Genomic DNA, 24318 nt, shown 5'->3' with positions numbered 1-24318 from the left:
ATCAAACCTCACTACATGGACCCGCCAACTGGCGGGTTTTTTTATGGACGAACGAATCAAGCAAGCGATCGCGGAGCACGCGCTCGCCGAGTATCCGCGCGAGTGCTGCGGGCTGGTCGTGCGAGCTGAGGCTGGCGACGAGTACGTGCCTTGCCGGAATGTTGCGATGTCGCCGACCGAGCAATTTGCGATTGAGCCCGAGGACTATGCGGCAGCTGAGGACATTGGTGAGGTCGTCGCCGTCGTGCACTCGCATCCGAATGGAGCTGCACAGCCGAGTATGGGCGATCGCGCGATGTGCGAGGTCGCCGGCATCGCGTCGTGGCTGGTTGTCTCGCTGGGCGTGCAGGCCGATGGTTCGCTCGGCGTCGACGACTGGTGCGAGTTCGGCCCGAGCGGATACGTCGCGCCCTTGTACGGACGCGAATACGTGCATGGCGTGCTCGACTGCTACGCGTTTGTGCGCGACTGGTATCTCGCCGAGCGCGGCGTCGCACTTCCGGATTTCGAACGCAAGGATGGGTGGTGGAACGACGGCTACTCGAACTTGTATATCGCGCACTACCAGGACGCGGGTTTCCTCGACATGGGGCGAGACGCGACGCTCGAACCGGGCGACGTGTTGCTGATGCAGGTCCGCAGCAAGAACGGTGTGCCGAATCACTCCGGTGTGTATCTCGGTGACGGGATGTTCGGGCATCACATGTACGGGCGGCTGTCCTGTCGAGCCGTATGGGGTTCGATGTGGCGCGACTCATGCACGACGGTGCTCCGTTACGTCGGAGGCGCGAATTGAACGAACGACTGCGTGAAGTGAGGCTTTACGGGATCGCAGGCGCACGATTCGGCCGGATTCATCGGTTGGCCGTGTCGTCGACTGCAGAGGCGGTGCGCGCATTGTCGGTGCTCATTCCCGGCTTTCGCCAATTCTTGCTGGAGGCCCGCAGCAAGGGGCTGACATTTGCTGTTTTCAACGGGCGTAGAAACCTGTCGAAAGACGATCTCGGCGCACCGGTGGGCGACGACGCAATCCGAATTGCGCCGGTGATTATCGGCAGCAAAAGCGGCGGCCTGTTTCAGACGATTCTCGGCGCTGCACTCGCCGTTGCCGGTTTCGTGTTCAACCAGCCGACCTTGATCGGTTTGGGCGTCTCCATGGCGCTCGGCGGTGTCGCCCAGATGCTGAGCCCGCAACAGGCCGGGCTCGCGGGCGTGGCTGATAACGGCACGTCCTACTACTTCAACGGACCGGTCAACAGCGCGGCACAAGGCGAGCCGCTTCCGCTGGTCTATGGCGAGATGGTCGTGGGATCGAAGGTCGCCAGTTCTGGCATCTACGCAGAGGATCAGGTGTGAAAAAGCTATACGCGGAATCCGGCCGGAAGCGCATCAACGGCGCGAAAGGTGGGGGCGGCGGCGGAGGGAGCAGTGAGTCGCCGGACAGCCTCCATTCCACGGCACGCGCGAAGGTGCTCGACATCATTTCGGAAGGGCCGATTGTCGGGCTCGTCAACGGCATGCAGTCGGTCTATCTCGACGGCACGCCAATCCAGAATTCCGACGGTTCGGTCAATTTCCAGAACTACAGTGTTGACGTTCGCACGGGCACGATCGATCAGGAGTTCATCCCGGGCTTTCCGGCTGTCGAGCGCGAATCGGCTGTTGGCGTGCAATTGACGTCTGACGCGCCGTGGGTACGTCAGGTGCAGAACCCGCAGCTCACGGCGGTCCGAATTCGATTTGGCGTGCCGGCACTTCAGAAAAGCGACCCTGCGTCGGGCGTGTTCGGCTATCGCGTGGAATATGCGATCGATCTGTCGGTTGACGGCGGTTCGTATGCGCAGGTGCTGTCGGCAGCGTTCGACGGCAAGACGACGTCGCTCTACGAGCGTTCGCATCGGATCGAATTGCCGCGCGCGAAAGCTGGCTGGTTGGTGCGCGTGCGCCGCATCACGCCGAATCAGCACAGTTCGCTGATTGCCGATACGGTGAACATCGAGGCGATCACCGAGGTCATCGATCGGAAGCTGCGCTATCCGATGACGGCGCTTGTCGGCATGACGTTTGACGCGCGCTCGTTTTCGCAAGTGCCGGTGCGGTCGTACAAAGTGCGCGGGCTGATCGTCCGCGTGCCGTCGAATTATGACGTCGAGACGCGCACGTACTCGGGGGCGTGGGACGGCACGTTCAAACTAGCGTGGACGAACAATCCGGCATGGATCTTCTACGACCTGCTATTGAACGATCGCTACGGCCTCGGCAAAACCGTAGATGCGTCGATGATCGACAAGTGGGGGTTGTACGAGATCGCGCGCTACTGCGATGTGTTGGTGTCGGACGGCAAGGGCGGCGTCGAGCCGCGCTTCACGTGCAATTGCGTGATCCAGTCGGCGGCCGACGCGTTCAAAGTGCTGCAGGACATCGCCAGCGTTTTCCGGGGGATTGCGTACTGGGGGCCGGGTGCCGTAGTTGCGTCGGCGGATATGCCGTCCGATCCGGTGTACGTGTACACCGCGGCCAACGTGATCGATGGTGCGTTCCGGTATGTCGGCAGCGAGCGTAAGACGCGGTACACGGTTGCGCTCGTCAGCTACAACGATCCGACGAACCAGTACAAGCAGGCCGTCGAGTACGTCCCTGACGAGGACGGTATTGCTCGGTACGGCGTCGTCAAGACGCAGGTCACTGCGTTCGGCTGCACGTCGCAGGCGCAGGCGCATCGGCTCGGACAGTGGATTCTGCTGACATCCAGATATGAAGCCGGCACCGTGTCATTTCAGGTCGGCATGGATGGAGTCCTGGTCGGCCCGGGTCAGGTGATCGCAATTGCTGATCCGAAGAAGGCGGGGCGGCGCATCGGCGGCCGGATTCGTTCCGTGGCCGGGAATGTCGTCACGCTGGACAAGGCGCCGACCGTCGCGCCGGGCGATCGCTTCACGGCAATCCTGCCGTCGGGTGTGGCGCAGTCGCGAGCGGTGAAGTCGGCCGATGGCGACGTGCTGGTGTTGGTGGACCGTTTCGATGCCGATCCGGTTTCCGGCGCAGTATGGATGCTGGAGAGTGACGAAATTGCCGCGCAGCTCTATCGAGTTGTCAGCGTGCAGGAAAGCGACGACGAAGGGCAGATCGCGTACACGATCACGGCGACGAAGCACGAACCGGGCAAGTACGCGGCGATCGATGACGGCGCACAGATTCAGCAGCGTCCGATTACAGTCGTTCCGCCTTCGGTACAGGCGCCTCCGGCGAATGTCCGAATTTCGACGTACTCGGTCGTCGATCAGGGCATCGCGAAAACCAACATGGTTATCGCGTGGGATGCCGCTGACAAGGCTGTGACGTATCTCCCGGAATGGCGGAAGGACAACGGCGACTGGGTTAGCGTTGCTCAGACGGGCGGCCTGCAGGTCGAGATTCCGGGGATCTATCAGGGCCGATATGTCGCTCGCGTTCGTGCGCAGAACGTGATGAACGTCACGTCGCTGCCTGCCGTGAGCGCGGAAACGACGCTGGCCGGGAAAACGACGCCGCCGCCCGCGGTTGCATCGCTGAAGGCGGCCGGCGTCGTCTACGGGATCAACCTTAGCTGGTCGTTCCCGGCCGACGGTACGGCAGGTGACACGCAACGTACGGAGGTATGGCAAAGCCGCACGACGAACCGTGCTGACGCGATCAAGCTGTCGGACTTCGCATATCCGCAGGCGTCGACGTCGATTCAAGGGCTGGCGCCTGGTCAGGTGTTCTATTTCTGGGCGCGGCTGGTTGACCGGTCGGGAAATGTCGGATCGTGGTTCCCGGCTACCGGGCCGGGTGTGCAGGGCCAGCCGGCGACTGATCAAAGCGAGTACGAAAAGTATTTCGAAGGTCAGATTTGGCATTCGGCGCTCGGGGATGACCTGAAGAAGCCGATCGATGCGATTCCTAGCATCCAGAAAGACGTTTCGAGCAACGCGACGGCGATCGCAAAGGAGGTATTGGACCGAGCCAGCGCGATCGCCGCGGAGGCGGCTGCGCGTGCCAGTGCGATCAATGCGGAGGCATCCGCTCGCGCGCAGGCGCTGGCGGATGAGGTGCTGGCGCGGAATGCGGCCATCGCTGCGGAGGCTGCAGTACGCGCCGCGGAGATTGAGCAGGAAGTCGCGGACCGCATCGCGGCCATCAAGAAGGAGATCGAGGACCGTCAGGCGGCACTCGCGGCCGAGGCTTCGGCTCGGACAACGGCAATCGCCGGCGAAGCGTCTGCACGCGACGCAGCCATCAAGGCCGCGTCCGATGTGCAGGCGCGCGAGCTGGCCGATCAGGCCGCAAAGCTCGGCGCTTCGATTGCGTCGGAGCAATCCGCGCGGCAGGCGGCGGACTCGTCGCTCTCGAGCCGAATTGATACGAACACGGCAGCGATCGGGCAGAACACGTCCGCTATCCAGGCCGAGCAGGTAGCGCGCGCGTCCGCTGTTGACGCGGAGGCGAACCAGCGTGAGCTACTGGCGACGCAGCTACGCGGCGCGTACGACGGTGCCGATCTCAGCAAGGTAACGAGTGGGCTGATCGGTCAGGAACGCGACGCGCGCGTGACTCAGTATGAGTCGGTCGTACAGCAGATCACGCAGCTTCAGGCCGGCGTCGGCGAGCAGTTCGACTATGCGCAAATCTGGTATTTCACGAACGGGGTAGACGGCTGGACGGCGCAATCCGGGACGCCGACGGTGACGGCGTCCTGGCTGAGGCCGCCGGCGGTTGCGAAGGGGTACGTGCAATCACCGGCATCGCTCGACATCAACGGCGACGAATATCGACAGGTTCGCCTTCGTATTCGAAAGACGGGTAATCCGGGGTGGTACGGTTTCATCGGCCGCAACATCGCGGGCACGTGGTCGAACCTGGCGATCCCGGAGCCGGACTACGACGAGAGCGGCATCGCGGTCGTGATGCTGAACGAGGCGTGGAGCGGCAGCGTCAGCCAGCTTCGTGTGTATTTGGCGCTGGCGCCGACGGCTAAGGACTTTTTCGAAATCGATTGGGTCGCTGTCGGCCGACCGGCACCCGGTGCGAGCAGCGCTGCGCTCACGAATGAAGCGATGGCCCGCGCGACTGCCGACACGGCGGAGACGACGGCGCGGCAGCAACTTTCGGTGAAATTGACCGGGCTGCAAGATCCGAGCAACGCGAAGCTGGAAACGTTGCCGAGCGGTCTGATCGTCGATGAGAGGAATGCGCGTGTCGCCGCAGACTCGGCGAACGCATCGGCGATTTCGTCGCTGCAGGTATCGGTCGGGCAGAACGCCGGCGCGATTCAGACTGAATCGAACACGCGTGCGACTGCGGACGCAGCATTGTCGGGTCGAATCGATACGGTGACGGCGACTGCGAACGCCAACAAGGCTGACATCAGCAGCGAAGCCAGTGCGCGGGCGAGCGCCGACTCGGCGCTTGGCAAGCGTATTGATGCCGTGACGGCGGATGTCGGTTCGAACAAGGCGGCGATCACGGCTGAGCAGCAGGCGCGGGCCGACGCTGATAGCGCATTGGGTAAGCGCGTCGACGCGGTTACAGCGACGGCGAGCGCGAACGCCGCGGCCATCACGCAGGAGCAGTCCGCGCGTGCTGATGGTGACGCTGCGAACGCGAGCAGTATCGCCGCGGTCCAGGCTCAAACTAACGCGAAGAACACGACGTTCCGACAGTCGGTCACGCCGGTTGCCAAGGCGGTCAATGACGTTTGGATCGACCTTGGAAGTACCAACCTGCTACGAAATTCGCAGGATTTCACGGCAGGCTCGTGGTCGAAGCAGCGCGTGTCATTGGTCGTTGCCGCCGCTGCCGCGCCGGATGGTGCGCAGACGGCTCAGAAGTTGGTGGAGGGGACAAATACCGATTCGAACGCTCACTATTTCGATCAAGTCCCCGCAGGCCTCGATACGACCGGCACGTATACGCGCTCGATCTTCGTCAAAGCAGCTGAGCGCTCCTGTGTCTTCCTGTACACGTATTGCGCCCACAACACGGGGACGTACGCGCGCGTCATTTTCGACGCGAAGACCGGGAAGTTCTCGAGCATGGCCGTCACCAACGGTGTCCAGTCCTACGCGGCTGTCCCGCTGGACGGTGGATGGTGGCGCATTTCTCAGACCGTTTCGTTCACAACGAGCGACACCGCCTACATCGTTCGGGTCGGCGTGGCTATGGACGCCACGACGATCAACTACAGCGGAGATGGCGTTAGCGGCATCTACCTGTGGGGCGCGCAGCTTGAGGCGCTTGCCGGAGCTGGACGTTATATCCCGACGGCCGCCAGCGCCGTCAGCACGATCGGCAATAACAGCCTGTTGGTCTGGGATGGCTCGAATTGGGTGCTGTCGCAGGACATCGGGCTGGCCAATAACGCGGCAGCGATCGCGACGGAGGTCGATGCGCGAGTGTCGGCCGACAGCGCGCTTTCGAGCCGAATCGACAGCGTAACGGCGTCTGCGGCGGCCAATACCGCGGCGATCACAGCGGAGAAAACGGCCAGAGCGGACGCGGATGGTGCGTTGTCCACTCGAATCGATGCAGTCACGGCCACGGCGAACGGAAACAAGGCCGCAATCAGCAGCGAGGCATCGACGCGGGCTTCGGCTGATTCGGCATTGTCGAATCGGATCGACTCCCTCGGTTCGACCGTTGCCGGCAATTCCGCCGCGATTTCGGCCGAGCAGTCGGCTCGGGCGAGCGGGGACTCGGCGCTCGGTAAGCGCATTGACTCGGTAACTGCGGATGTCGGCGCGAACAAGGCAGCAATCGCGACCGAGCAGCAAGCCCGAGCGGATGCCGATACCGCGCTTGGTAAGCGTGTCGACACTGTCACGGCAACGGCGGCGGCGAATGCCGCTGCAATCACGCAAGAGCAGACGGCTCGCGTCACCGGCGACGCAGCGAACGCGGAGAGCATCGCATTGGTGCAGGCGCAGACCAATGCGAAGAACGCCACGTTTCGACAATCGATCACGCCGATCGCCAGGGCGGTGAATGACGTATGGATTGATCTCGGCAGCACGAACCTGATTCGGTACTCGGAGGACTACACGAATGGGGCGTGGTCGAAGGTCCGATGCTCGATTGTGAAAGATGCGATTGCTGGACCGTTTGACGGGGCGAGGGCGCAAAAGCTGGTGGAGTCGACGGACAACGGTGAGCATTACTTCGACCAATATCCGAGCATTGACCCGACCCAGCCGTTTACGCGCTCGCTTTACGTCAAGTCCGGAGAACGCGCGAAGCTCCAAATCAAGGTGTTTTGCCGCAACAACACCGGTACGTTCGGTGGCGTGGTATTCGACGCCGATACCGGGGTGTTTTCTGGGCCGAGTCTGTCCAGGGGATCGCATTCGTACGCTGCGACGCAGTTGTCGGAGGGTTGGTGGCGCGTGGTGTACACGGCGCAGTTCACTACAGCGGACACGTCGATCATTCTGCGCACGCAGGCCTTCAACGGGTCTACGACGTACCAGGGAGACGGCACCAGCGGTATCTATGTCTGGGGGCAGCAACTGGAGGCGCTGGCGGGCGCCGGACGGTACATCCCGACGGCCGATGCGGCAGTGAGCACGGTCGGTAACAACAACCTGTTGGTGTGGGATGGCGCTGACTGGAAGTTGTCTCAGGATATCGGGCTCGCAAACAATGCAGCTGCGATCTCGACCGAAGCGAGCGCGCGGGCAACTGCAGACGATGCGCTGTCGAGCCGTATCGATACGGTAAGCGCTTCGGCCGCAGCAAACTCGGCCGCGATCACCGCCGAGCAGAAAGCTCGCGCCGACGCGGATAGTGCATTGTCGACGCGAGTCGATGCCGTGACGTCGACCGCGAACAGCAACAAGTCGGCCATTGCGTCCGAGCAAACCGCGCGAACCGATGCTGATTCGGCGCTTGGTAAGCGCATCGATTCTGTGACCGCGACGGCCAACTGCAACACGGCCGCGATCGCCGCGGAACAGAAGGCTCGGGCGGATGCCGATAGCGCGCTGTCGAATCGTATCGAGAGCGTGTCGGCACAGATCAACGTGCCGATGGCTGGCGACTCGAACCAGGCTGCGGGGTCGACACAGGTCATGGCCGGAGTCTGGTCGGAACAGTCAGCACGTGCCGAGGCTGATATGGCGCTGGCGCAGCAGATTGAATCGGTCACGGCCCAAATGCAATCGGGTCAGGCCGACTTGTTCGCCGGTATTCAAAACGAGGCTCAGGCTCGGGTGGATGCCGACAGCGCGCAGGCCAGCCAGATTGCAACGATCAGCGCGAAGGCAAACGACACCGAGGCCGCCGTCCAAACAGTTGCGCAGTCGTACGCGGATCTGAATGGGCGTGTTGCTGCGTCGTACCAGATCAAGACGCAGGTGACGACGGACGGCAAGACGTATATCGCTGGCATCGGTGTCGGGATCGACAACAGCAGCGGTGTAGTCGAGTCGCAGGTACTGGTCTCGGCGAGTCGCTTTGCCGTGGTCGACCCGAACAACGGGGGATCGTCGATTGTGCCGTTCGTGGTGCAGGGCGGGCAGGTGTTTCTCCGCCAGGCGCTCATCGGCGCCGGCTGGATTACGAACGCGATGATCGGCAGTTACATCCAGTCCGATAACTACATCGCGGGTCGACAGGGCTGGCGTATCGACAAGAACGGCTTTTTCGAGATCAACGCGTCCGATGGCAGCGGGAATCGACTGGTGCTCGACGGTAGCAGCGTGCGGGTTTATGACGGCAACGGCGTACTGCGGGTGCGCATGGGGATGTGGTGATGGCGGCCGGACTCCAGATTTTTGACGGTGCCGGCCGTCCCATTCTCGACGCGCAGTCGCGCGCGGGTCGGGTAGTCGGCATCGTCCGCGTAGACGGGAATAACGGATCTATTGCGGCCGACCTGTCCGGCGGTGAACCGTTCTGGTCCTTCATGCCGGACAGGATTTTCTATCGAGTATCAGGTGCGGAGCCGTCGCCTGTAGTCTCGATCGACAGGTTCGGTGTGAGCTGGTCCTATAGCGGCAACGCGAGTGGGTCGAATGCGTATAAGCAGGTTCCGGGCTGGATCGTTTTCGGGGTGTATTGATGGGAGCAGGATTTCAGGCGTTCACTGATTCGGGCGTGTATCAGATTGATGGCTCCACCCCGAACTATCAAATGGTGCAGGCGATGGCGGGGCAGTCGGTGACGACCGGCCTGCCTTTCGTGGTCAACGATGCCGGGATTTCCTTCGGTGCGAACCTGCCGAATGTCTCCTTCACATTCACCTCAACGGCTGGGCCGATGTACGGTGTGTTTGCGTCGGATGGCGTGGGGATCACGATCTGGAGCACGGAAGTTAGTGGATCGGCATATACGCTGCGTTTCGTTACGGAGCGCGAGTGTACCGTCTACTTTTTTCTGTTCGATCGTGTACCTGTGGCTTCCGGCAGGTTCGGCTTACAGGTGTTCAACGAGCGCGGGGATCTCATCGCAGATTCTTCGAAGCCGTTCCTCCGCGTGCTCGACGTTATCTTTGACGAGTACTTTCCTCCAGGGACAGGTTGGGTGTCTGCCGACGCGCCAAATCCAAAATGGAATTCCCGGACGTACGGTGTGCCGGTCATTGTGTCGGCCATTTATCCGGTCCACGTCGGATGGAGCTATTCCCCTGCGGGTGTCGAACTCACGTCGATTCGGGTCAGCGGCAAAACGATAAGTTGGGGAACAACGATGTACGGAGGCGGGAGAAAGCCCGGATTTTCCGGATTTAGAGAGCAGTGGCGCCAGCGCTTCATGGTGCTGGATGGGACAGGGATTGTGTGACGGGCCGCTTAACTGAGCGGCCCTTTTCATTACGGGGAACAGATGCGAGCGAGTCCAACTGAAGTCGCGAGCTACGTAGGGAGTGTTACGGCTGTGGCGTCATCGCTGACGTTGACTGATATCGGGGTGATCGTCGGCATTTTGACGGCGATGGCGACCTTCGGACTCAACTTCTTTTTTATGTGGCGGAAGGATCGCCGCGAACAGCGCGAGTCGGATATGCGCATCTTGGAGATGGGGAAGCACGATGGCTGAAGTGCCGAAGAAGACGCTTGTCGGTGTGGTGGGGGCTGCTGCGGCAGCCCTTCTTTTTTCGATGGTTCCGAAGTTCGAGGGCGAGGTGCTGGTCGCTGGGCCTGACCCAATCGGGATCGTCACTGGATGCTTTGGCGACACGAAAGATGTGAAGCTCGGCCAGCGCTTCACGCACGACGAATGCGTTGCTCGGCTTGAACAGCGCCTCATCGAACATGCGGAGCCGGCACTGAAGTGCACACCGGGTCTGAAAGGGCATCCGTATCAGCTCGCGGCCGGTGTGAGCTTTGCCTACAACATTGGTGTTGGTGCGTATTGCCGCAGCACGACCGCGAAGCGATTCAACGCGGGCAACTGGAAGGGGGCATGCCGAGCGATGAACGAATCCGACACAGGTAAGCCGCAATGGATCTACGGCGGTGGTCGCGTATTGCCGGGATTGGTGGAGCGTCGCAAGTTCGAGCGTGCCTTGTGCGAACGGGGGTTGTGATGTTGGCCGATCCTCGTTTCTGGCTCGCCGTCATCGTGGCGATCGTCGTCGGCTCGGCCGGCGGCTACTTCAAGGGGCACCGCGATGCCGATCAATCGGCCGTGGTCGAAACGCAGGCGAAGCGAATTCGGGATCTCGTTGCCGAGCGGGACGAGAGCGACCGGATCGCTCGCCAACAACAGGGAAATGCTGAAGATGCATCGAAAAAACGAGATTTGGCGCGCGCTGATGCTGCCGCTGCTGCTTCTGCTGCTGACGGCCTGCGCAAGCAAGTCGCCGAACTCATCGGGCGGGTTCGTGATTCCGCCACTCAGGCCGGAGGCCAGACAACCGGTGACGCCCTCGATCTGCTTGCCGACTTGTTCGGCCGGGCTGATGCGCGAGCGGGAGATCTGGCGAAAATCGCTGACGAGCGGGGCATTGCCGGCCAGCAGTGCCAAGCTGACTACGACGCCCTGAAATTCGCAGATGACAGGCTGGGTAACTAATCTGTAAACTGCGATACGCAGAAGTGAAAGATATTAACTAGCGCCTGAGACCAATCAAGACATGAAGAAAATCCTCGCAGCACTCGCGTTTCCTGTCTGCTTTTCCCTTTCCGCGTGTGGCGGCGGCGATGACGGCGGTCCTGCACCGTCAGGACCGGCGATCAAGCTCACATATTCGGGTGTCCCGCTCGTTGCGACAAAGCGCGCGCGAGCAATGGCCGCGGCAACCGATGTTTCCAGTTCCTCGCCTTCACAGGGCGATTCTTCTGGCGATGTGCAGCCGACAATCACGGCGCTTCAGGACGCCTTCAAGGCGCGAGGCGCGGACATTGCGGTATATCCCGGTATCGTCAACGGGTCGAAGCTGCACGACATCGTTATGAGCGAGAACGATGGCGTGGGGCCGACACTCAACGACATCTTTGCCGCCAAAGTCAATATTTCGACGTGGACGTTGGTGAACTTCCAGTATGACGACATGACGGGGTATATCGACACGCCGGAAAAGAAAGCGATGGCCGATCAGTTTTACAAGGACATTCGCGTATTTGCCGCCCGCGAGTACATCAAGGGCAATGTGGTGTTCTACGCGAACCCGGTGATGTCGTGTCTGCCCGACAAGCTCGACGCATCGGGTTACAAGATTCTCACTGCTACGGAGGCACTTTGGTACGCACTGGGAGCGAGCGGCGACAACATCGGGAATGCGATTGGCGGAACTCGGCCGACACCGGACCAGATGGGAAGCGATTGTCAAACGCCGAATGCGACCGCGCAGGCAGCGTATGTCGACAGCATTGCCGATCCCCTGGTCGCTCGCTATAACGTTGCGCTCGACACGATCAACAAGTGCAAGTACAACCCGGAAGCCATCCCGGAAGATGGGCGGTCCGCTCAGTGCTGGGGAATCGAACCCGTGAAGAAATAGAGAGGGCGCCTGGACGAGCGGCGGCTCCATCGCTAAGTCTCAGAGGTGTGAATCCACCGCGTAACGTAGTCGGGGTTCGCGCCGTTTGGAGAGTTTCCTCTATAGAAGGGGGCCGGACTTCGACTACGATTGGATGGCCCGTGTTGCCCCAAAAAGGTCCCGACCACCACGGGGGTAGTGGTCGGGACTCCAAAGCACCTTTCTCAGGCACGAGGGTGGGTGCATGCACAGTATAGGGGCGGGAAGTAATTTTTTGAAATACTGTTAATTAAAGATACAACCATTAATCGTATTACAAATAACAGATCGACTGATTTTAACGTTTGCGGAATCTATTTTGTCGTCGATTTTTACTAAACTCGCCTTGCGCGGGTTTAGTTTTTTGCGGCGCGGAATTTTCGCTGCTCCGTGCAGATTGCCTTCGGAGTTGCTGTGGTGCATCCACAGCAGACGTGTTCAGTCCACGACTGTGCCGTCGATCATGCGACGGAGCTGGTCAAGTGCGAACAAGTCGGGGGAGCCGTTCTTCCTCGATTCCAACTCGGCGGCGCAGACCATCTTTTCCATGAGCCGCAGGACGCGACGCACATGCACGATCTCCAGCACCAAGCGCTGTTCCAGTGCAAGCGGACGATTTTTCTTGTAGGTGTGGGTGCTCCATGTGTCGCGCAATTCGGACCATGATATGCGCTGGAATTCGGGCAACTTCGTCGCCTTGTCGGAGCCGGGATCGGGTTCGCCTGGGGTGTCGCGGAGCCGGCATCTCATCGCTTCGCGCGCGCGCCATTCGTCGGAGAACGGTGCAATCGGTGCGCGGGGATTTCCCAGGCGGCCAGCGCGCGTGATTTCTTTGTCGAGCTTGATTGCCAGGCGGCGCAACGGCGCAGCGTATTTCAGCGTGTCGGCTTGTTCGAGGTACGCGATCATGCGCTTTGCGTCACCGGTAAGGTCGCTCATCTCGCCCAACGTAATCCGCAGGTGGAGCACCTCCAAGATCAGACGGTGAACCTCGGCGTAAGTGCAGGTGCGCCACCATGTCGACATCTCGTCGAACTTCGGCGGGTCAAATGGGGGCAAGATCATGATGCGCGGAATTACTGTATGGATATACAGTTTATCGCGCTGTATCATGACCTCGTCAAGTCTCAAAAATAGGGTTGCTGTCGATACCGATCGGCGGCGCATTTGGGGGACCGGGAGGTGCCATGCCAAGGCCGATGACGGTGGTGCAGCGAGCTTTTATCGACTGGTGTATCGCGTACTGCAAATTCCGGATCGTCGACGACATGTCGATCATGCTGGTGGACTACGACGCAAGCAGTTACGACGCGCTTTGCAAAGACGGCCAGCTCGGCAAGTATGGGTATCTGGACTCGGGGATGGTGGAAATTGGCCGAAGCCGGTTTCCTGATGCCCCTGGCCAACCGGAGGGTTCGGCGTTTGACGAGGCGTATGACATCGTATGCACCGCACTGGACGAGTGGTTGAGCGGTCCGGTCATGCCGATCGAGCAGGTTTCGTTTCCTCCGGAAGGGGAGCCGCCGGACGATTTCGATCTGCTTCCTTCGAACCGGTGATTCAGTTTTTGGAGGGGCCAGCGAGTGTGTACGAACTACTACGCGCCGGGCGAGGATCCGGGCCTGAACGAACTGAAGATCGACAATTTCCGTGACCTGTACCGCTGGACGCCTTGGAAGCCGGAGATCTACCAGGACTATGACGCGCCGATCGTCGGCTACGTCGACGGGCAGTTCAAGCCATTGATCGCCGGGTTTGGTTTCTGGCCGCGTGCGCTTCAGAAGGCCAACATCGAGAAAGCGAAGGCGCAGGGGCGCAAGCCGCCGATCATGCGCCGCACGATGAACGTGCGCGATGATAACCTTGGGCAGTCGCCGCTGTACGCGCCGGCGTGGCGCGCGGGGCGGCGCTGCTTGATTCCGGCGAAGTGGATCTACGAGCCGAACTGGGAGACGGGGAAGCATATCCGGTACCGAATCGGGCTCGCCGGCTGGCGGCCGCTCTGCGTCGCTGGCATCTGGCGGACGCTGCAGTATCCGGACGGCGCCGAGCGGCATACGATGGCGATGATCACGGTCAACGGAGACGAGCATCCGATCATGAAGCGCATGCACCGGCCCGGCGAGGAGAAGCGATCGGTCGTGATCCTACGGCCGGACGACTGGGAGGAATGGCTCACGACGCCGAACCTCGAAGCCGCACGCGCGATGCTGCAGCTCTATCCAGCCGAGGACATGGCGGCCGAGCCGGCCGCCGCTAACTCTCTGGTTGCAAATGCCGGGGAGGAATTCAGGGAGGAATAGGGGAATCTCAGGGGAATGGAACGAACGCCGTTTCTATATGAATCAACTACTTATCCCCTTGTGAACCCCTAGCATCCCCGCTTCTACGGGTTCGAACCCCGCCGGGCCCACCAGATTCGTTTCCAGGCTTATCCGAGGAAATCCCGAAACCCGCGATGCCGCAAGGCTTCGCGGGTTTTTTGTTTCGTGCGCGTCAAAGGGATTCCGGGCGCGTCGGCGCATCGAGGCCCGTCCCGATTGATAGCCGCCCTGCATCAATCCTTCCAAAAATTGCACTTATCGTTTGATCGACGTCGGGCGAACATTCCGGGAAACGACAATCGACCAGCCCCCTCCCGCGTATTTCAGGTTTTTCAGGAGACACCCCGATGCACCCCTCGTCCAGCCTTCCGGCCGAACGTTCCAAGGCCGCCGCGATCTTTCGCGTCACGGCCGGCAACTTTCTCGAGCAGTTCGACTTCTTCCTGTTCGGCTTCTACGCCACGCAGATCGCCCATGTCTTCTTTCCCGCGCAAAGCGAATTCGCATCGTTGATGATGACCTTCGCGGTGTTCGGCGCCGGCTTCCTGATGCGGCCGCTGGGCGCAATCGTGCTCGGCGCGTACATCGACGAGGTCGGCCGCCGCAAGGGCTTGATCGTCACGCTGTCCATCATGGCGAGCGGCACCATCCTGATCGCGTTCGTGCCGGGCTACGCGACGATCGGGCTGCTGGCGCCCGGGCTCGTGCTGATCGGGCGGCTGCTGCAGGGCTTCTCCGCCGGCGCCGAGCTGGGCGGCGTATCGGTCTATCTCGCCGAGCTGGCGACTCCCGGCCGCAAGGGCTTTTTCACGAGCTGGCAGTCCGCCAGCCAGCAGGTCGCGATCGTCATCGCAGCGGGCCTCGGCTTCGCGCTCAATCAGTGGCTGAGCGCATCGGCGATCGCCGCGTGGGGATGGCGCGTACCGTTCTTCGTCGGCTGCATGATCGTGCCGTTCATCTTCATGCTGCGCCGTAATCTGGAGGAGACCGAAGCGTTCAAGACGCGCAGGCATCGTCCGGGCATGAAGGAGGTGTTCGGTACGCTGGTTCAGAACCGGGGCGTCGTGGTCGCCGGCATGATGCTGGTCGCGATGACCACCACGAGTTTCTATCTGATCACGGTCTACGCGCCGACCTTCGGCAAGACGGTGTTGCATCTGAGCACCGCCGACAGCCTGCTGGTGACGCTCTGCGTCGGCGTGTCGAATTTCGTGTGGCTGCCGATCGGCGGTGCGCTGTCCGACCGGCTCGGCCGCCGGCCGCTGCTGGTCGGCATGACGGCGCTTGCCATCGTGACCGCCTATCCGGCGCTGTCGCTGCTCGCGCACGCCCCGTCGTTCGTCAACATGCTGCTCGTCCTGCTGTGGCTCTCGTTCATGTACGGCATCTACAATGGGGCGATGGTCGTCGCGCTCACGGAAGTGATGCCCGTGCAGGTGCGTGTCGCAGGCTTCTCGCTCGCCTACAGCCTCGCGACGGCCGTGTTCGGGGGCTTCACGCCGGCCGTCTCGACCGCGCTTATTCACATGACGGGCGACAAGGCCGCACCGGGCTACTGGATGAGCTTCGCGGCGGTGTGCGCGCTGCTTGCGACGTTCGCGCTCTATCGCCCCCGCACGGCGACGCTGACGCCGGCGCATTGATGCCGGCCCGATCCGGAATGTTCATGAACACCCAGGAATTCGCACGACCATGACCATGAGAAACCTGCTGCTGAAATTCTGCGCGACCGCGCTCGTCCTTACCGCTGCGGTTGCGGCCAACGTGCAGGCCGCCGAGCTGCATGTGATGAGCTCCGGCGGCTTCACCGCCGCGTACAAGATGCTCGGCCCGCGGTTCGCGTCCGCGACTGGCAATACGCTCGACACAGCGCTCGGCCCGTCGATGGGCAAGTCGCCCGAAGCGATTCCGAACCGGCTCGCACGCGGAGAACCCGCCGATGCCGTCATCATGGTCGGCTACGCGCTCGACGAGTTGATCAGGCAAGGCAAGGTCATCCCCGGATCGCGGGTCGAGTTGGCCGATTCGCGCATCGGCATGGTCGTGCGCGACGGAGCGGCAAAGCCCGACATCAGCACTGCCGAAGGCCTCCGGCAGGTGCTGCTGCACGCGAAGTCGATCGCCTATTCGGACAGCGCGAGCGGCGTGTATATCGAACGCGAGCTGTTCAGGAAGCTCGGCATCGAGGAGCAGGTGAAGTCGAAGGCGAAGATGATTCCGCGAATTCCGGTGGCGTCGGTCGTCGCGAACGGCGAATACGAAATCGGCTTTCAGCAGGTAAGCGAGCTGCTGCCGGTGCAGGGCGCGACGTTCGTCGGCAAGATTCCCGAATCATTGCAGTCCGTCACGCGCTTCGCAGCCGGCATCCCGGTCGGCGCGCAGCACCCGAAGGAAGCGAAGGCGCTGCTCGACTATCTCGCGTCGCCCGACGTGCAGGCCGACGTGAAATCGACCGGGCTGGATTCCGTTTCCACGCGTTGAGGACGGTTGGCGGGAAGGCTCGTATCGGTCTGCCTTCCCGTTATCGCAGTCACGTGATGCCGGACGCGATCGTGCAAAAGACGATCGGCGCGACGATGATCCGGACGAGCCCGATGAATGTACCGCCGAGGGGCTCGGGGATCGCGCCTGACGTCGGCCATGCGCAAGCGACCATCACGCCGAGCATCATGGCGACCGGGAGGTGCACATAGCGCGATTCAAGCAGCCCGGCCACGCTCGCGGTAGGGCTCTCTCCGTGGCGCTTCCGCTGCCGTCACACTGACGCACCGCTGCCTGCGAGACCGCCGCGCTTCGCATCGACGATCATCCGATGAAATGCCTCGGCGGCCGGCGTAAGCGGCCGTCCGCGCCGCTTCACGATTCCGACGCGTCGTTTGACGGCCGGCTCGACGAGCGGCACGCTCGTGAGAATCGGGTGGTCGTGCCCGGGCATTGCCATCGACGGTACCGCGGCGACGCCGAGCCCAGCCTCGATCAATCCGAGCAGCGTGGTCACGTGGCGCGCTTCGCACACGCTCGGCCCGGGCGGCGCCACGGCCGCAAGCGCCTGGTCGAGCAGCAGACGGTTTCCCGAAGTCTTGTCCACCGACACGTAGTCGTGCTCGTAAAGTTCTTTCCAGGTCACGCGCTTCCTGCGCGCGAGCGGATGGTCGCGCCGGCAGGCGGCGACGAACCGCTCCTGGAGCAATACCTTGAATTCGATCTCGGATTCCTGGCTGCCCATGAAGCTCACGCCGAAGTCGGCCTCGCCGCTGATGACGGCCCCCAGCACCTCGTTTGCGCTCGCGTCGAACAGCTTGACCCGGATGCGCGGAAAGCGCCGGCGATAGCTTGCGATGATGGCGGGGAGAAAGTAGTAGGCCACCGACGGAACGCACGCGATGGTCACATGGCCGAGCCGGCTCGACGATACGTCGCGGATGCCGAGCAGGGCGGCGTCGAGGTCGTCGAGCAGTTGTTCGGCGCTCTGCGCGAACACGCGGCCGACCGCCGTGAGCATCACGCTGCGCGTGGTGCGCTCGAGGAGTCGCACGCCGAGCGCTTCCTCGAGCTTGTCGATCCGACGACTCAGGGCCGGCTGGGAAATGCTGACCGACTCGGCGGCCTTTCGGAAGCTTCCCGTTTCCACTACCGCGCGGAATGCCTGCAAGTCGTTCAAATCGAAGTTGATTCCCACGGGAAAGTCTCCGCATCTCGGATGCGGAGTATTTTGCACGAATCCGCAGGGACTAACGTGAGGGAATGAAAACGGGTAGGGCGGCTCACTCGGGATGGTGATCGCGCGATTCGTGCGGGGCATGCTGCTCCGGCGCCGCATGCGGATGAGGCGCCGGAGCGGGCGCGTGCTCGGGTGAGGGCGGGTGCTGTTCCCTTGCCGCGCGTTGCTGCATCTCCTGCTGCCGCTGCTGCTGAGCCTCGTTGCGTTGCCGCAACTCCTGCCGCTGCCGCTGCTGCTCGGCCTCGCTGCGCTGCTGCATCTCCCGACGCTGTTGCTGCTGCGCCTGTTGTCCCGCCGCCCGACTTTCCTGGGCGGCTCGTTGCTGCTGCATCGCCTGCTGCCGCTGCACCTGCGTTGCATCGGACGGGTGCTGCACGGGTGCACCGCCATGCCCGTCGTTCGCACGACCTTGTTGCGCGAACGCTTCCGGTGAAGGCCGCGCACCGGGGCGTGTATCGTTCGCGCCGAAGTGCGGCATCGTCATCGGCGCGGCGCCCGGACGCTGCTGCATCGCCTGTCCGCGCATCGGCTCCGCGCCCGACGGTATCGCGTTGCGTTCGACGGTCGTGTTGTTGGTGACGTTGCCGCCGGTGTTGTTCGTGATCCGCGTGTTGCGGATGTTGGTGATGTTGTTGACGACGGTGGTCGATTTCGAAACATAGGTGGTGTGGTTGTACACCACGGCCGGACGTCGCCAGCCGTCGCCGCGGCCGGGCTCGTCGCGATGCGGTTCGCCCCAGTTCATGCCCCACGAATGCCATCCCCAGTCGTGATGTCCGAAGATCGCGGCGCCCACCGCAACGCCGACGCCGAACGTGATCACGCCGGCCGCCACCATTTCGCCGGTGCTGTATGCAGGCGGCCGATACACGTAGCCGGGATAGGTCGAGACCGGTTCGCCGTAGACGACCGCCGGGTTGTACGACGGCACGTAGACGACGTCGGGCTGCGCAGGTTCGATCTCGATCGCCTGTTCGGGCGGCGGCACGACGGCCGGGCCGGAATAGACGGCGGGTGCATCGGGGGCCGGCGTGTAGTTCGCCGGCGCGGCCGGTGCGGCTTGCGTGACGCGCAGCTGGCTGCCCGAACGAAGATGGCCCGATGCCTGCGCGCGCTGGCGCATCACCTGGATCGCGTTCATCACGTCGGTCGGATCGTTGTAGTACGCCTGACCGAGCGACGTCGTCCACGCCGGGTTCGATGCCATTTGCGCGAGCACGGCGGGGAACGCGGTCAGCGCCTTGACGGACGGATCCCATGGCTGCGCGTCGGCAGCGCTGGCGAGTGCCTGCCCCTTCAGCGAAGGGTTCTGCGAAACCCAGGTATTGGCGGCCGCGATCTGGTCGGGGTAGGTCGCGCCCGCGAGCACGAGCGCGACGAGCTTGTCGGGGAACAGCGCGATCGGCGCGACCATCTGATAGAGCTGGTCGGCGCTCGGCGGCGTGTACGCGACGGGCGTCGAAGCGGGCTGCGGCGCGGATGCCGCGCTCGCGTCGCTCGCCGGCGCGGCGGGTGCGGTTGCGCCATTGTTCTTGTTGCACGCGGAGAGGCCGAGCAGCGACACGATCAGGGACGATGCGATCAGCGTTCGAACGGGGCGGCGGTGTGCGGATGTCATGGCGTTTTTCGATCAGGTCGGGGCGTGAACGGACACGCGGGCCATGCAACCGACCCCGGCACGGCGCCGGGGCGCGGCCCGCATACGCCGGCGGCAATTGCCGGTGCGGGCGCAGCGGTCCTGTTCGCATGGTTGTCGTCCCGCGACGAATCTACAACCGATAATCTGATCAACGCACGGCGCGCCGAATGGTTGTCGGGGTGTCGTGTAACAGTGTGTGATCGGCTTTCTGTTTGAAAGCCTCGACGGCCCGCGTGAGGGAAATGGCGGGCGTCATCATTCAAGAATCCGGAACGAGGGGGCGTAAGGCACGGCTTTCGCGTGCCCGTTGCGAACGCCGATCGAGCGCAGGCGCGGTTGCGGAACGGCGCCCGAGAGCCGTCACCCCGCGCTCGCCTGCCACCCGAGCCCGAGGCTCTTCTGCAGCGACACGTAGTCCTTGAGCAGTTCGGCCTGCCCCGCGATCACGTTCTGCTGCGCGGACAGCGCTTCCCGCTGCGTGTCGAGCAGGTCGATCATCGAGGCGACGCCCGCACGATAGCGTTCGTCCATCAGCGACGCCGAATGCGTGGCGGACGCCTGCACCTTCGTCAACGCGACGACGTGCTCGCGCTGGTGCCCATAACGCTGCAGCGCGGTGTTCGCATCCTGCAGCGCGCCTAGCACCGCCTTGCGGTAGTTTGCCTCGGCCTCGTCGCGCGACGCCTCGGCCGCGCGCACCGCGCCGCGCGTGCGCCCGAAATCGAGGATGTTCCATTGCAGGTACGGCGCGCCGATCCAGGTGAAGTTCTGCTTGCGGAACAGGTGGCCCGGATCGGTCGCGCTGAAGCCGAGGTCGCCGAGCAGCGTCACTTTCGGGAAGTAGTCGGCGATGTGCTCGCCGATCTGCGCGTTGCTCGCCGCGAGCCGGCGTTCGGCCGAGCGGATGTCGGGACGCTGCTTCAGTAGCGCGGCCGGATCGCCGATCGGTACGGTAGCCGGCAGCGTCGGCAGCGGCGCGTTCGCGCTCGACAGCTCGGCATCGAGCGCGCCCGGCGCACGGCCGGTCAGGATCGCGAGGCGATCGAGCGATTCCGTGACCTGTGCATCGAGCGGAATCAGCGATGCACGCGTGTTTTCCACCTGGGTCGTCAGCCGTTCGATGTCCGCGTCGGCGGCGACGCCGCGTGCACGACGCTGCTGCGTGAGTTCGAGCATCCGCTGCTGCAGCGCGGCCGTGCGTTGCGACAGCGCGAGCCGCTGCTGCTGGTCGCGCAGGTCGACATACGCCGTCGCGACTTCGGCGGCCAGCGAGACCTGCGTATCGGCGAGATCGGCATCGACCGCCTCCGCCTGCGCGGACGCGGCTTCGACTGCGCGGCGCGTGCCGCCGAACAGGTCGATTTCCCACGTCGCGTCGAAGCCCGCCGAATACAGTTGCAGCGGGCCCGAACCGCCGAGCGACGAGGCCGGCGAACCCGACGTACCCGACTGGCCTGAACTGCTCGACGGCAGCAGCGAGCCGAGCGCGCTGATATCCGGTTCGCGCATGCGAATCGCCGCGACGGTGGCCGACGATTTCGGCAGCTGTGCCGCGCGCTGCTGCGTGAGTTGCGCGCGTGCTTCGCGCAGCCGCGCCTGCGCGGCGTGCATGTCGGGGTTGAAGGCGAGCGCGGCGACGATCAGTTCGTCGAGCTGACGATCGTTCAGCGCACGCCACCATTCGCTCGGCGCCGGAGCGCCGGCGTCGACGCCGACGGCCGGCGCACGCACGAAGGTCGGCGCATCGGGCGCGGCGGGCGCGCCGCGATAGTCGGGCCCGACCGTGCAGCCGGCGAGCACGCATGCAGCCGCACACAGCGTGAGCGCGGGGCGGCGGGGCAGGGAAAAAGGCTTCATGGTGTAAGGCGATTCAATGGCCGGACGACATCGGCTGCGGTCCGCGCGGCGTCCTCAGCAGCAGTGCGAGCGGCACGCAGGCGAGCAGCGCGAGGCCCAGCAGATAGAAGGTTTCGGAATAGGTCATCACGACGGCCTGGACCTGGATCTGCTGCGCAAGCTGTCCGAGCGCGCGCATGTGCGAATACGCGAGATCGCCGGTCTGCGCGAACCAGTTGCCCGCGTAGGCCGACAGCCGGTCCTGTCCGATCAGCGAGTTGGCGCTCACCGATTCGCGCAGCGCGGCCGTATGGAAGGTCGTGCGCCGGTCGATCACGGTACCGATGATCGCGAGCCCGATCGAGCCGCCGAGGTTGCGCGCCATGTTGTAGAGGCCGGCCGCATCGCCCGAGTCCTCGCGCGCGACGGCCGCCATCGACGCCTGGTTCAGCGGCATCATCGCAAGCATCTGCGCGACGCCGCGGATCAGCTGCGACCACACGAAGTCGTGGCCCACGCTTTGCGCGGTGAGCGTGATGTCGAGCATGCAGCTCAGGCAGAACAGCAGCAGCCCCGAGATCACCAGCACGCGGAAATCGACCTTGCCGAGCAGGCGCGGCAGGATCGGCATCACGAGGAACGCGGGCAGGCCCGACAGCAGCATGATCGCGCCGGCCTGTTCCGCGTTGTAGCCGGCGACGATCGCGAGGAACTGCGGCAGCAGGTACGACACGCCGTACAGCCCGGCGCCTACCGCGGACACGATCACGATGACGCTCGCGTAGCGCGGGTTGCGCATCAGCGACAGGCGCATGATCGGCCGCTTCGCGAAGCGCTGCGACAGCGCGATCAGGATCATCCCGGCCAGCGACACGTAGCTGAGCGTGACGATCATGTGCGACTCGAACCAGCGCTCGCGCTGGCCTTCCTCGAGCACGACGGTGAGCGAGCTCAGGCCGATCGCGAGGCCCGCGATCCCGAGCCAGTCCGCGTTGAAGAACGCATGCCACTGCGGGCGGTCCGACGGCAGCCCGAACACCAGCAATCCCATCAGCAACAGGCATACGGGCAGGTTCAGGAAGAAGCACCAGCTCCAGCTGACGTTTTCCGCGAGCCAGCCGCCGAGCACCGGGCCGAACAGCGGGCCGAGCAGCACGATGAGGCCGAACAGCGTCATCCCCACCGGCAACTGCGACAGCGGCAGCCGCGTGCGGATGATGGTCTGCGCGGTCGGGATCAGCGCGCCGCCGGTGAAGCCCTGGCCGATCCGGCCGGCAATCATCATCGGCAGCGAATGCGACCAGCCGCAGATCATCGAGAACGCGATGAACAGCGCGGAGTTCGTCAGCAGGAAGTTGCGCAGTCCGAACACGCGCGTGAGCCACGCGGCGAGCGGGATCATCACGATTTCCGACATCAGGTAGCCGGTCGAGATCCACGTGCCCTCGGTGCCGGTCGCGCCGATTTCGCCCTGGATCTGCGGCAGCGCCGAGTTCGTGATCGAGATGTCGAGCGTCGCCATCAGCGCGCCGAGCGCGCCGGCCGCGACCGCGATCCAGTCGGTGACGCTGGCGCGCCCTTCATGCGGCGGCGCGGGCGGGGTGGCGGCCGTGTCAGCCATGGCGCGGCTCGTTGTCGTCCGAACGCGTGTCGACGTCGACGGTCACGGACAGTCCCGGCAGCAGCCGCTGCTGCGCACGTGCGTTCGGCGCGATGCGGATGCGCACCGGCACGCGCTGGACGATCTTCGTGAAGTTGCCGGTCGCATTCTCGGGCGGCAGCAGCGCGAACTGCGCGCCCGTGCCGGGCGCGAAGCTGTCGACCACGCCGGACAGCGTGTCGTCCGGCAGCGCGTCGATGTGCAGTTCGACGTGCTGGCCGACCCGCATGCGGCTGATCTGCGTTTCCTTGAAGTTCGCGACGAGATAGATCGCGTCGACCGGCACGACGGTCAGCAGCCGCGTGCCGGGCTGCACGTACTGGCCCACGCGCACCGTGCGGTCGCCGACGCGGCCGTCGAGCGTGCTGCGCACGATCGTGTTGTCGAGATCGAGTCGCGATTGCGCGGCGCTGGCCTGCGCTGCCTCGAGCTGCGCGCGCGCTTGCTGGAGCTGCGCGGTGAACGATGCGATCTGCGTACGCGCGGCGGCGATCGACGCGTTGTTCGCGGCAAGCGTCGCGAGCGCCTGGTCGCGCGTGCTCTTCAGCTCGGCGACGCGCTCGTGCGTTTCGGCGCCGGTCGCCGCGAGCGGCGCGTAGCGCGCATATTCGTCGCTCGCATGACGCGCATTGATCTGCGACACCTTGGCCTGCGCTTCGGCCTGCTCGAGGTTCGCGCGCTGCTGGTTGATGTCGGCTTCCGCGCGGGCGATGTCCGCACGGCGCGCATCGACGGTCGCGAGCGCCTGGTCGAGCGACACCTGGTACTGGCGCGTGTCGAGCCGCACGAGCGGGTCGCCGGCCTTGACGACCTGGTTGTCGCGCACGTACACGTCGGTCACGTAGCCCGACACCTTCGGCGCGGCCGTCATGCTGTCGGCCTGCAGATACGCATCGTTGGTGCTTTCGATGAAGCGGCCGACCGTCCACCAGCGGCCGAGCCAGACGGCGCCGCCGATTGCCGCGAGCACTGCGATGCCGAGCAGGATGCGCCGTTTCGAACCGCCGTTGCGGGGTGTTGTTCCGTTTTCCTGACGATCTGCTTTCTGTGGCGAGTCCTGCGGCGTCGACATGCGAATACCCAATTTATTCCAAACGGAAGAATTATTCCAGTTGCTAAAATTGTGTCAAGTAGAATGTCGGTCGATCGAATGACGAGGAATGC

Annotated in this window: 19 protein-coding genes and 3 pseudogenes; 15 read left to right on the top strand and 7 right to left on the bottom strand. The window is 63.6% G+C overall.

Going from position 1 to position 24318, the window contains the following annotated elements:
- The first annotated feature begins 43 nt into the window (after positions 1 to 43).
- From WS57_RS09245 to WS57_RS09205, 11 genes and pseudogenes are all read left to right on the top strand, one after another.
- Positions 44 to 796, top strand: a complete 753-nt coding sequence (locus WS57_RS09245; protein WP_069244081.1) for a C40 family peptidase — start codon at positions 44 to 46, stop codon at positions 794 to 796.
- Positions 793 to 1356: a tail assembly protein gene (locus tag WS57_RS09240; protein ID WP_069244360.1), complete on the top strand. Its 564-nt coding sequence runs from the start codon at positions 793 to 795 to the stop codon at positions 1354 to 1356. The genes WS57_RS09245 and WS57_RS09240 overlap by 4 nt, the downstream gene beginning before the upstream one ends.
- Positions 1353 to 3920 (top strand): annotated as a pseudogene (locus WS57_RS38260) (host specificity protein J); the annotation flags it as partial. The gene WS57_RS09240 and the pseudogene WS57_RS38260, both read left to right, overlap by 4 nt.
- 1005 nt (positions 3921 to 4925) lie before the next feature.
- A pseudogene (locus tag WS57_RS38360) lies at positions 4926 to 7520 on the top strand (phage head spike fiber domain-containing protein); the annotation flags it as partial.
- Positions 7521 to 8030: 510 nt separating this feature from the next.
- Positions 8031 to 8768, top strand: a pseudogene (locus WS57_RS38255) (DUF1983 domain-containing protein); the annotation flags it as partial.
- Positions 8768 to 9076: a hypothetical protein gene (locus WS57_RS09230; RefSeq protein ID WP_208610292.1), complete on the top strand. Its 309-nt coding sequence runs from the start codon at positions 8768 to 8770 to the stop codon at positions 9074 to 9076. The pseudogene WS57_RS38255 and the gene WS57_RS09230, both read left to right, overlap by 1 nt.
- Entirely contained in the window at positions 9076 to 9795 is a 720-nt protein-coding gene (locus tag WS57_RS09225) for a hypothetical protein (RefSeq protein ID WP_059514138.1), read from the top strand. The genes WS57_RS09230 and WS57_RS09225 overlap by 1 nt, the downstream gene beginning before the upstream one ends.
- Before the next feature lie 42 nt (positions 9796 to 9837).
- Positions 9838 to 10050: an HP1 family phage holin gene (locus tag WS57_RS09220; RefSeq protein ID WP_059514141.1), complete on the top strand. Its 213-nt coding sequence runs from the start codon at positions 9838 to 9840 to the stop codon at positions 10048 to 10050.
- Positions 10043 to 10540 carry a lysozyme gene (locus WS57_RS09215; RefSeq protein WP_059514144.1) on the top strand — a complete coding sequence of 166 codons (498 nt, stop codon included), beginning with the start codon at positions 10043 to 10045 and terminating at the stop codon, positions 10538 to 10540. Before WS57_RS09220 ends, WS57_RS09215 begins: the two co-directional genes overlap by 8 nt.
- Positions 10537 to 11028, top strand: a complete 492-nt coding sequence (locus WS57_RS09210; RefSeq protein WP_059514147.1) for a DUF2514 family protein — start codon at positions 10537 to 10539, stop codon at positions 11026 to 11028. Before WS57_RS09215 ends, WS57_RS09210 begins: the two co-directional genes overlap by 4 nt.
- Positions 11029 to 11089: 61 nt before the next feature.
- Positions 11090 to 11956 carry a hypothetical protein gene (locus WS57_RS09205; protein WP_059514150.1) on the top strand — a complete coding sequence of 289 codons (867 nt, stop codon included), beginning with the start codon at positions 11090 to 11092 and terminating at the stop codon, positions 11954 to 11956.
- Positions 11957 to 12412: 456 nt separating this feature from the next.
- Here WS57_RS09205 and WS57_RS09200 read toward each other — a convergent pair whose 3' ends face one another.
- Positions 12413 to 13087 carry a hypothetical protein gene (locus WS57_RS09200; protein ID WP_230945500.1) on the bottom strand — a complete coding sequence of 225 codons (675 nt, stop codon included), beginning with the start codon at positions 13085 to 13087 and terminating at the stop codon, positions 12413 to 12415.
- Positions 13088 to 13161: 74 nt separating this feature from the next.
- Between WS57_RS09200 and WS57_RS09195 the strand changes: the two genes are divergently transcribed.
- The 4 genes from WS57_RS09195 (at position 13162) to WS57_RS09180 (ending at position 16779) form a co-directional block, all read left to right on the top strand.
- A complete protein-coding gene (locus WS57_RS09195) occupies positions 13162 to 13533 on the top strand; it encodes a hypothetical protein (protein WP_236871878.1) in 372 nt (123 codons plus the stop codon).
- Positions 13534 to 13557: 24 nt separating this feature from the next.
- Positions 13558 to 14277 carry an SOS response-associated peptidase family protein gene (locus WS57_RS09190; RefSeq protein ID WP_069244079.1) on the top strand — a complete coding sequence of 240 codons (720 nt, stop codon included), beginning with the start codon at positions 13558 to 13560 and terminating at the stop codon, positions 14275 to 14277.
- Between the two features lie 368 nt (positions 14278 to 14645).
- Entirely contained in the window at positions 14646 to 15941 is a 1296-nt protein-coding gene (locus WS57_RS09185; RefSeq protein WP_069244078.1) for an MFS transporter, read from the top strand.
- A gap of 55 nt (positions 15942 to 15996) precedes the next feature.
- Positions 15997 to 16779, top strand: coding sequence for a substrate-binding domain-containing protein (locus tag WS57_RS09180; RefSeq protein WP_069244077.1), 783 nt, complete (start codon positions 15997 to 15999; stop codon positions 16777 to 16779).
- Positions 16780 to 16828: 49 nt separating this feature from the next.
- On the opposite strand, the gene WS57_RS36930 is transcribed toward WS57_RS09180, so the two are convergent.
- From WS57_RS36930 to WS57_RS09155, 6 genes are all read right to left on the bottom strand, one after another.
- Positions 16829 to 17014, bottom strand: coding sequence for a cation:dicarboxylate symporter family transporter (locus WS57_RS36930; protein WP_009690239.1), 186 nt, complete (start codon positions 17012 to 17014; stop codon positions 16829 to 16831).
- Positions 17015 to 17053: 39 nt separating this feature from the next.
- Positions 17054 to 17977 (bottom strand): LysR family transcriptional regulator, encoded by a 924-nt coding sequence (locus WS57_RS09175; RefSeq protein WP_009690238.1) that lies wholly within the window; start codon positions 17975 to 17977, stop codon positions 17054 to 17056.
- Positions 17978 to 18062: 85 nt separating this feature from the next.
- Positions 18063 to 19637, bottom strand: coding sequence for a DUF3300 domain-containing protein (locus WS57_RS09170; protein ID WP_069244076.1), 1575 nt, complete (start codon positions 19635 to 19637; stop codon positions 18063 to 18065).
- A 381-nt stretch (positions 19638 to 20018) separates the two neighbouring features.
- A complete protein-coding gene (locus tag WS57_RS09165) occupies positions 20019 to 21515 on the bottom strand; it encodes an efflux transporter outer membrane subunit (RefSeq protein WP_059601744.1) in 1497 nt (498 codons plus the stop codon).
- A gap of 13 nt (positions 21516 to 21528) precedes the next feature.
- On the bottom strand, positions 21529 to 23115 hold the full coding sequence (locus WS57_RS09160; RefSeq protein WP_059480617.1) for an MDR family MFS transporter: 1587 nt from the start codon (positions 23113 to 23115) through the stop codon (positions 21529 to 21531).
- Complete coding sequence (locus WS57_RS09155) at positions 23108 to 24226, bottom strand: HlyD family secretion protein (RefSeq protein WP_059480614.1); 1119 nt, start codon at positions 24224 to 24226, stop codon at positions 23108 to 23110. The genes WS57_RS09160 and WS57_RS09155 overlap by 8 nt, the downstream gene beginning before the upstream one ends.
- Between the last annotated feature and the right edge of the window lie 92 nt (positions 24227 to 24318).

Origin of the sequence: Burkholderia pseudomultivorans (assembly GCF_001718415.1) — a bacterium.
Classification (GTDB): domain Bacteria; phylum Pseudomonadota; class Gammaproteobacteria; order Burkholderiales; family Burkholderiaceae; genus Burkholderia; species Burkholderia pseudomultivorans_A.
The sequence above is the reverse complement of the archived record's forward strand: the minus strand, read 5'-3'. Positions and strand labels throughout refer to the sequence as shown.

Excerpts from the sequence above, each read along its gene's own strand:
- WS57_RS09160 (WP_059480617.1), bottom strand. The coding sequence starts at position 23,115 with ATGGCTGACACGGCCGCCACCCCGCCCGCGCCGCCGCATGAAGGGCGC.
- WS57_RS09245 (WP_069244081.1), top strand. The coding sequence starts at position 44 with ATGGACGAACGAATCAAGCAAGCGATCGCGGAGCACGCGCTCGCCGAG.
- WS57_RS09215 (WP_059514144.1), top strand. The coding sequence starts at position 10,043 with ATGGCTGAAGTGCCGAAGAAGACGCTTGTCGGTGTGGTGGGGGCTGCT.
- WS57_RS09180 (WP_069244077.1), top strand. The coding sequence starts at position 15,997 with ATGAGAAACCTGCTGCTGAAATTCTGCGCGACCGCGCTCGTCCTTACC.
- WS57_RS09170 (WP_069244076.1), bottom strand. The coding sequence starts at position 19,637 with ATGACATCCGCACACCGCCGCCCCGTTCGAACGCTGATCGCATCGTCC.
- WS57_RS09230 (WP_208610292.1), top strand. The coding sequence starts at position 8,768 with ATGGCGGCCGGACTCCAGATTTTTGACGGTGCCGGCCGTCCCATTCTC.
- WS57_RS09225 (WP_059514138.1), top strand. The coding sequence starts at position 9,076 with ATGGGAGCAGGATTTCAGGCGTTCACTGATTCGGGCGTGTATCAGATT.
- WS57_RS09185 (WP_069244078.1), top strand. The coding sequence starts at position 14,646 with ATGCACCCCTCGTCCAGCCTTCCGGCCGAACGTTCCAAGGCCGCCGCG.
- WS57_RS09155 (WP_059480614.1), bottom strand. The coding sequence starts at position 24,226 with ATGTCGACGCCGCAGGACTCGCCACAGAAAGCAGATCGTCAGGAAAAC.
- WS57_RS09200 (WP_230945500.1), bottom strand. The coding sequence starts at position 13,087 with ATGATACAGCGCGATAAACTGTATATCCATACAGTAATTCCGCGCATC.
- WS57_RS09220 (WP_059514141.1), top strand. The coding sequence starts at position 9,838 with ATGCGAGCGAGTCCAACTGAAGTCGCGAGCTACGTAGGGAGTGTTACG.
- WS57_RS09205 (WP_059514150.1), top strand. The coding sequence starts at position 11,090 with ATGAAGAAAATCCTCGCAGCACTCGCGTTTCCTGTCTGCTTTTCCCTT.
- WS57_RS09195 (WP_236871878.1), top strand. The coding sequence starts at position 13,162 with ATGCCAAGGCCGATGACGGTGGTGCAGCGAGCTTTTATCGACTGGTGT.
- WS57_RS09165 (WP_059601744.1), bottom strand. The coding sequence starts at position 21,515 with ATGAAGCCTTTTTCCCTGCCCCGCCGCCCCGCGCTCACGCTGTGTGCG.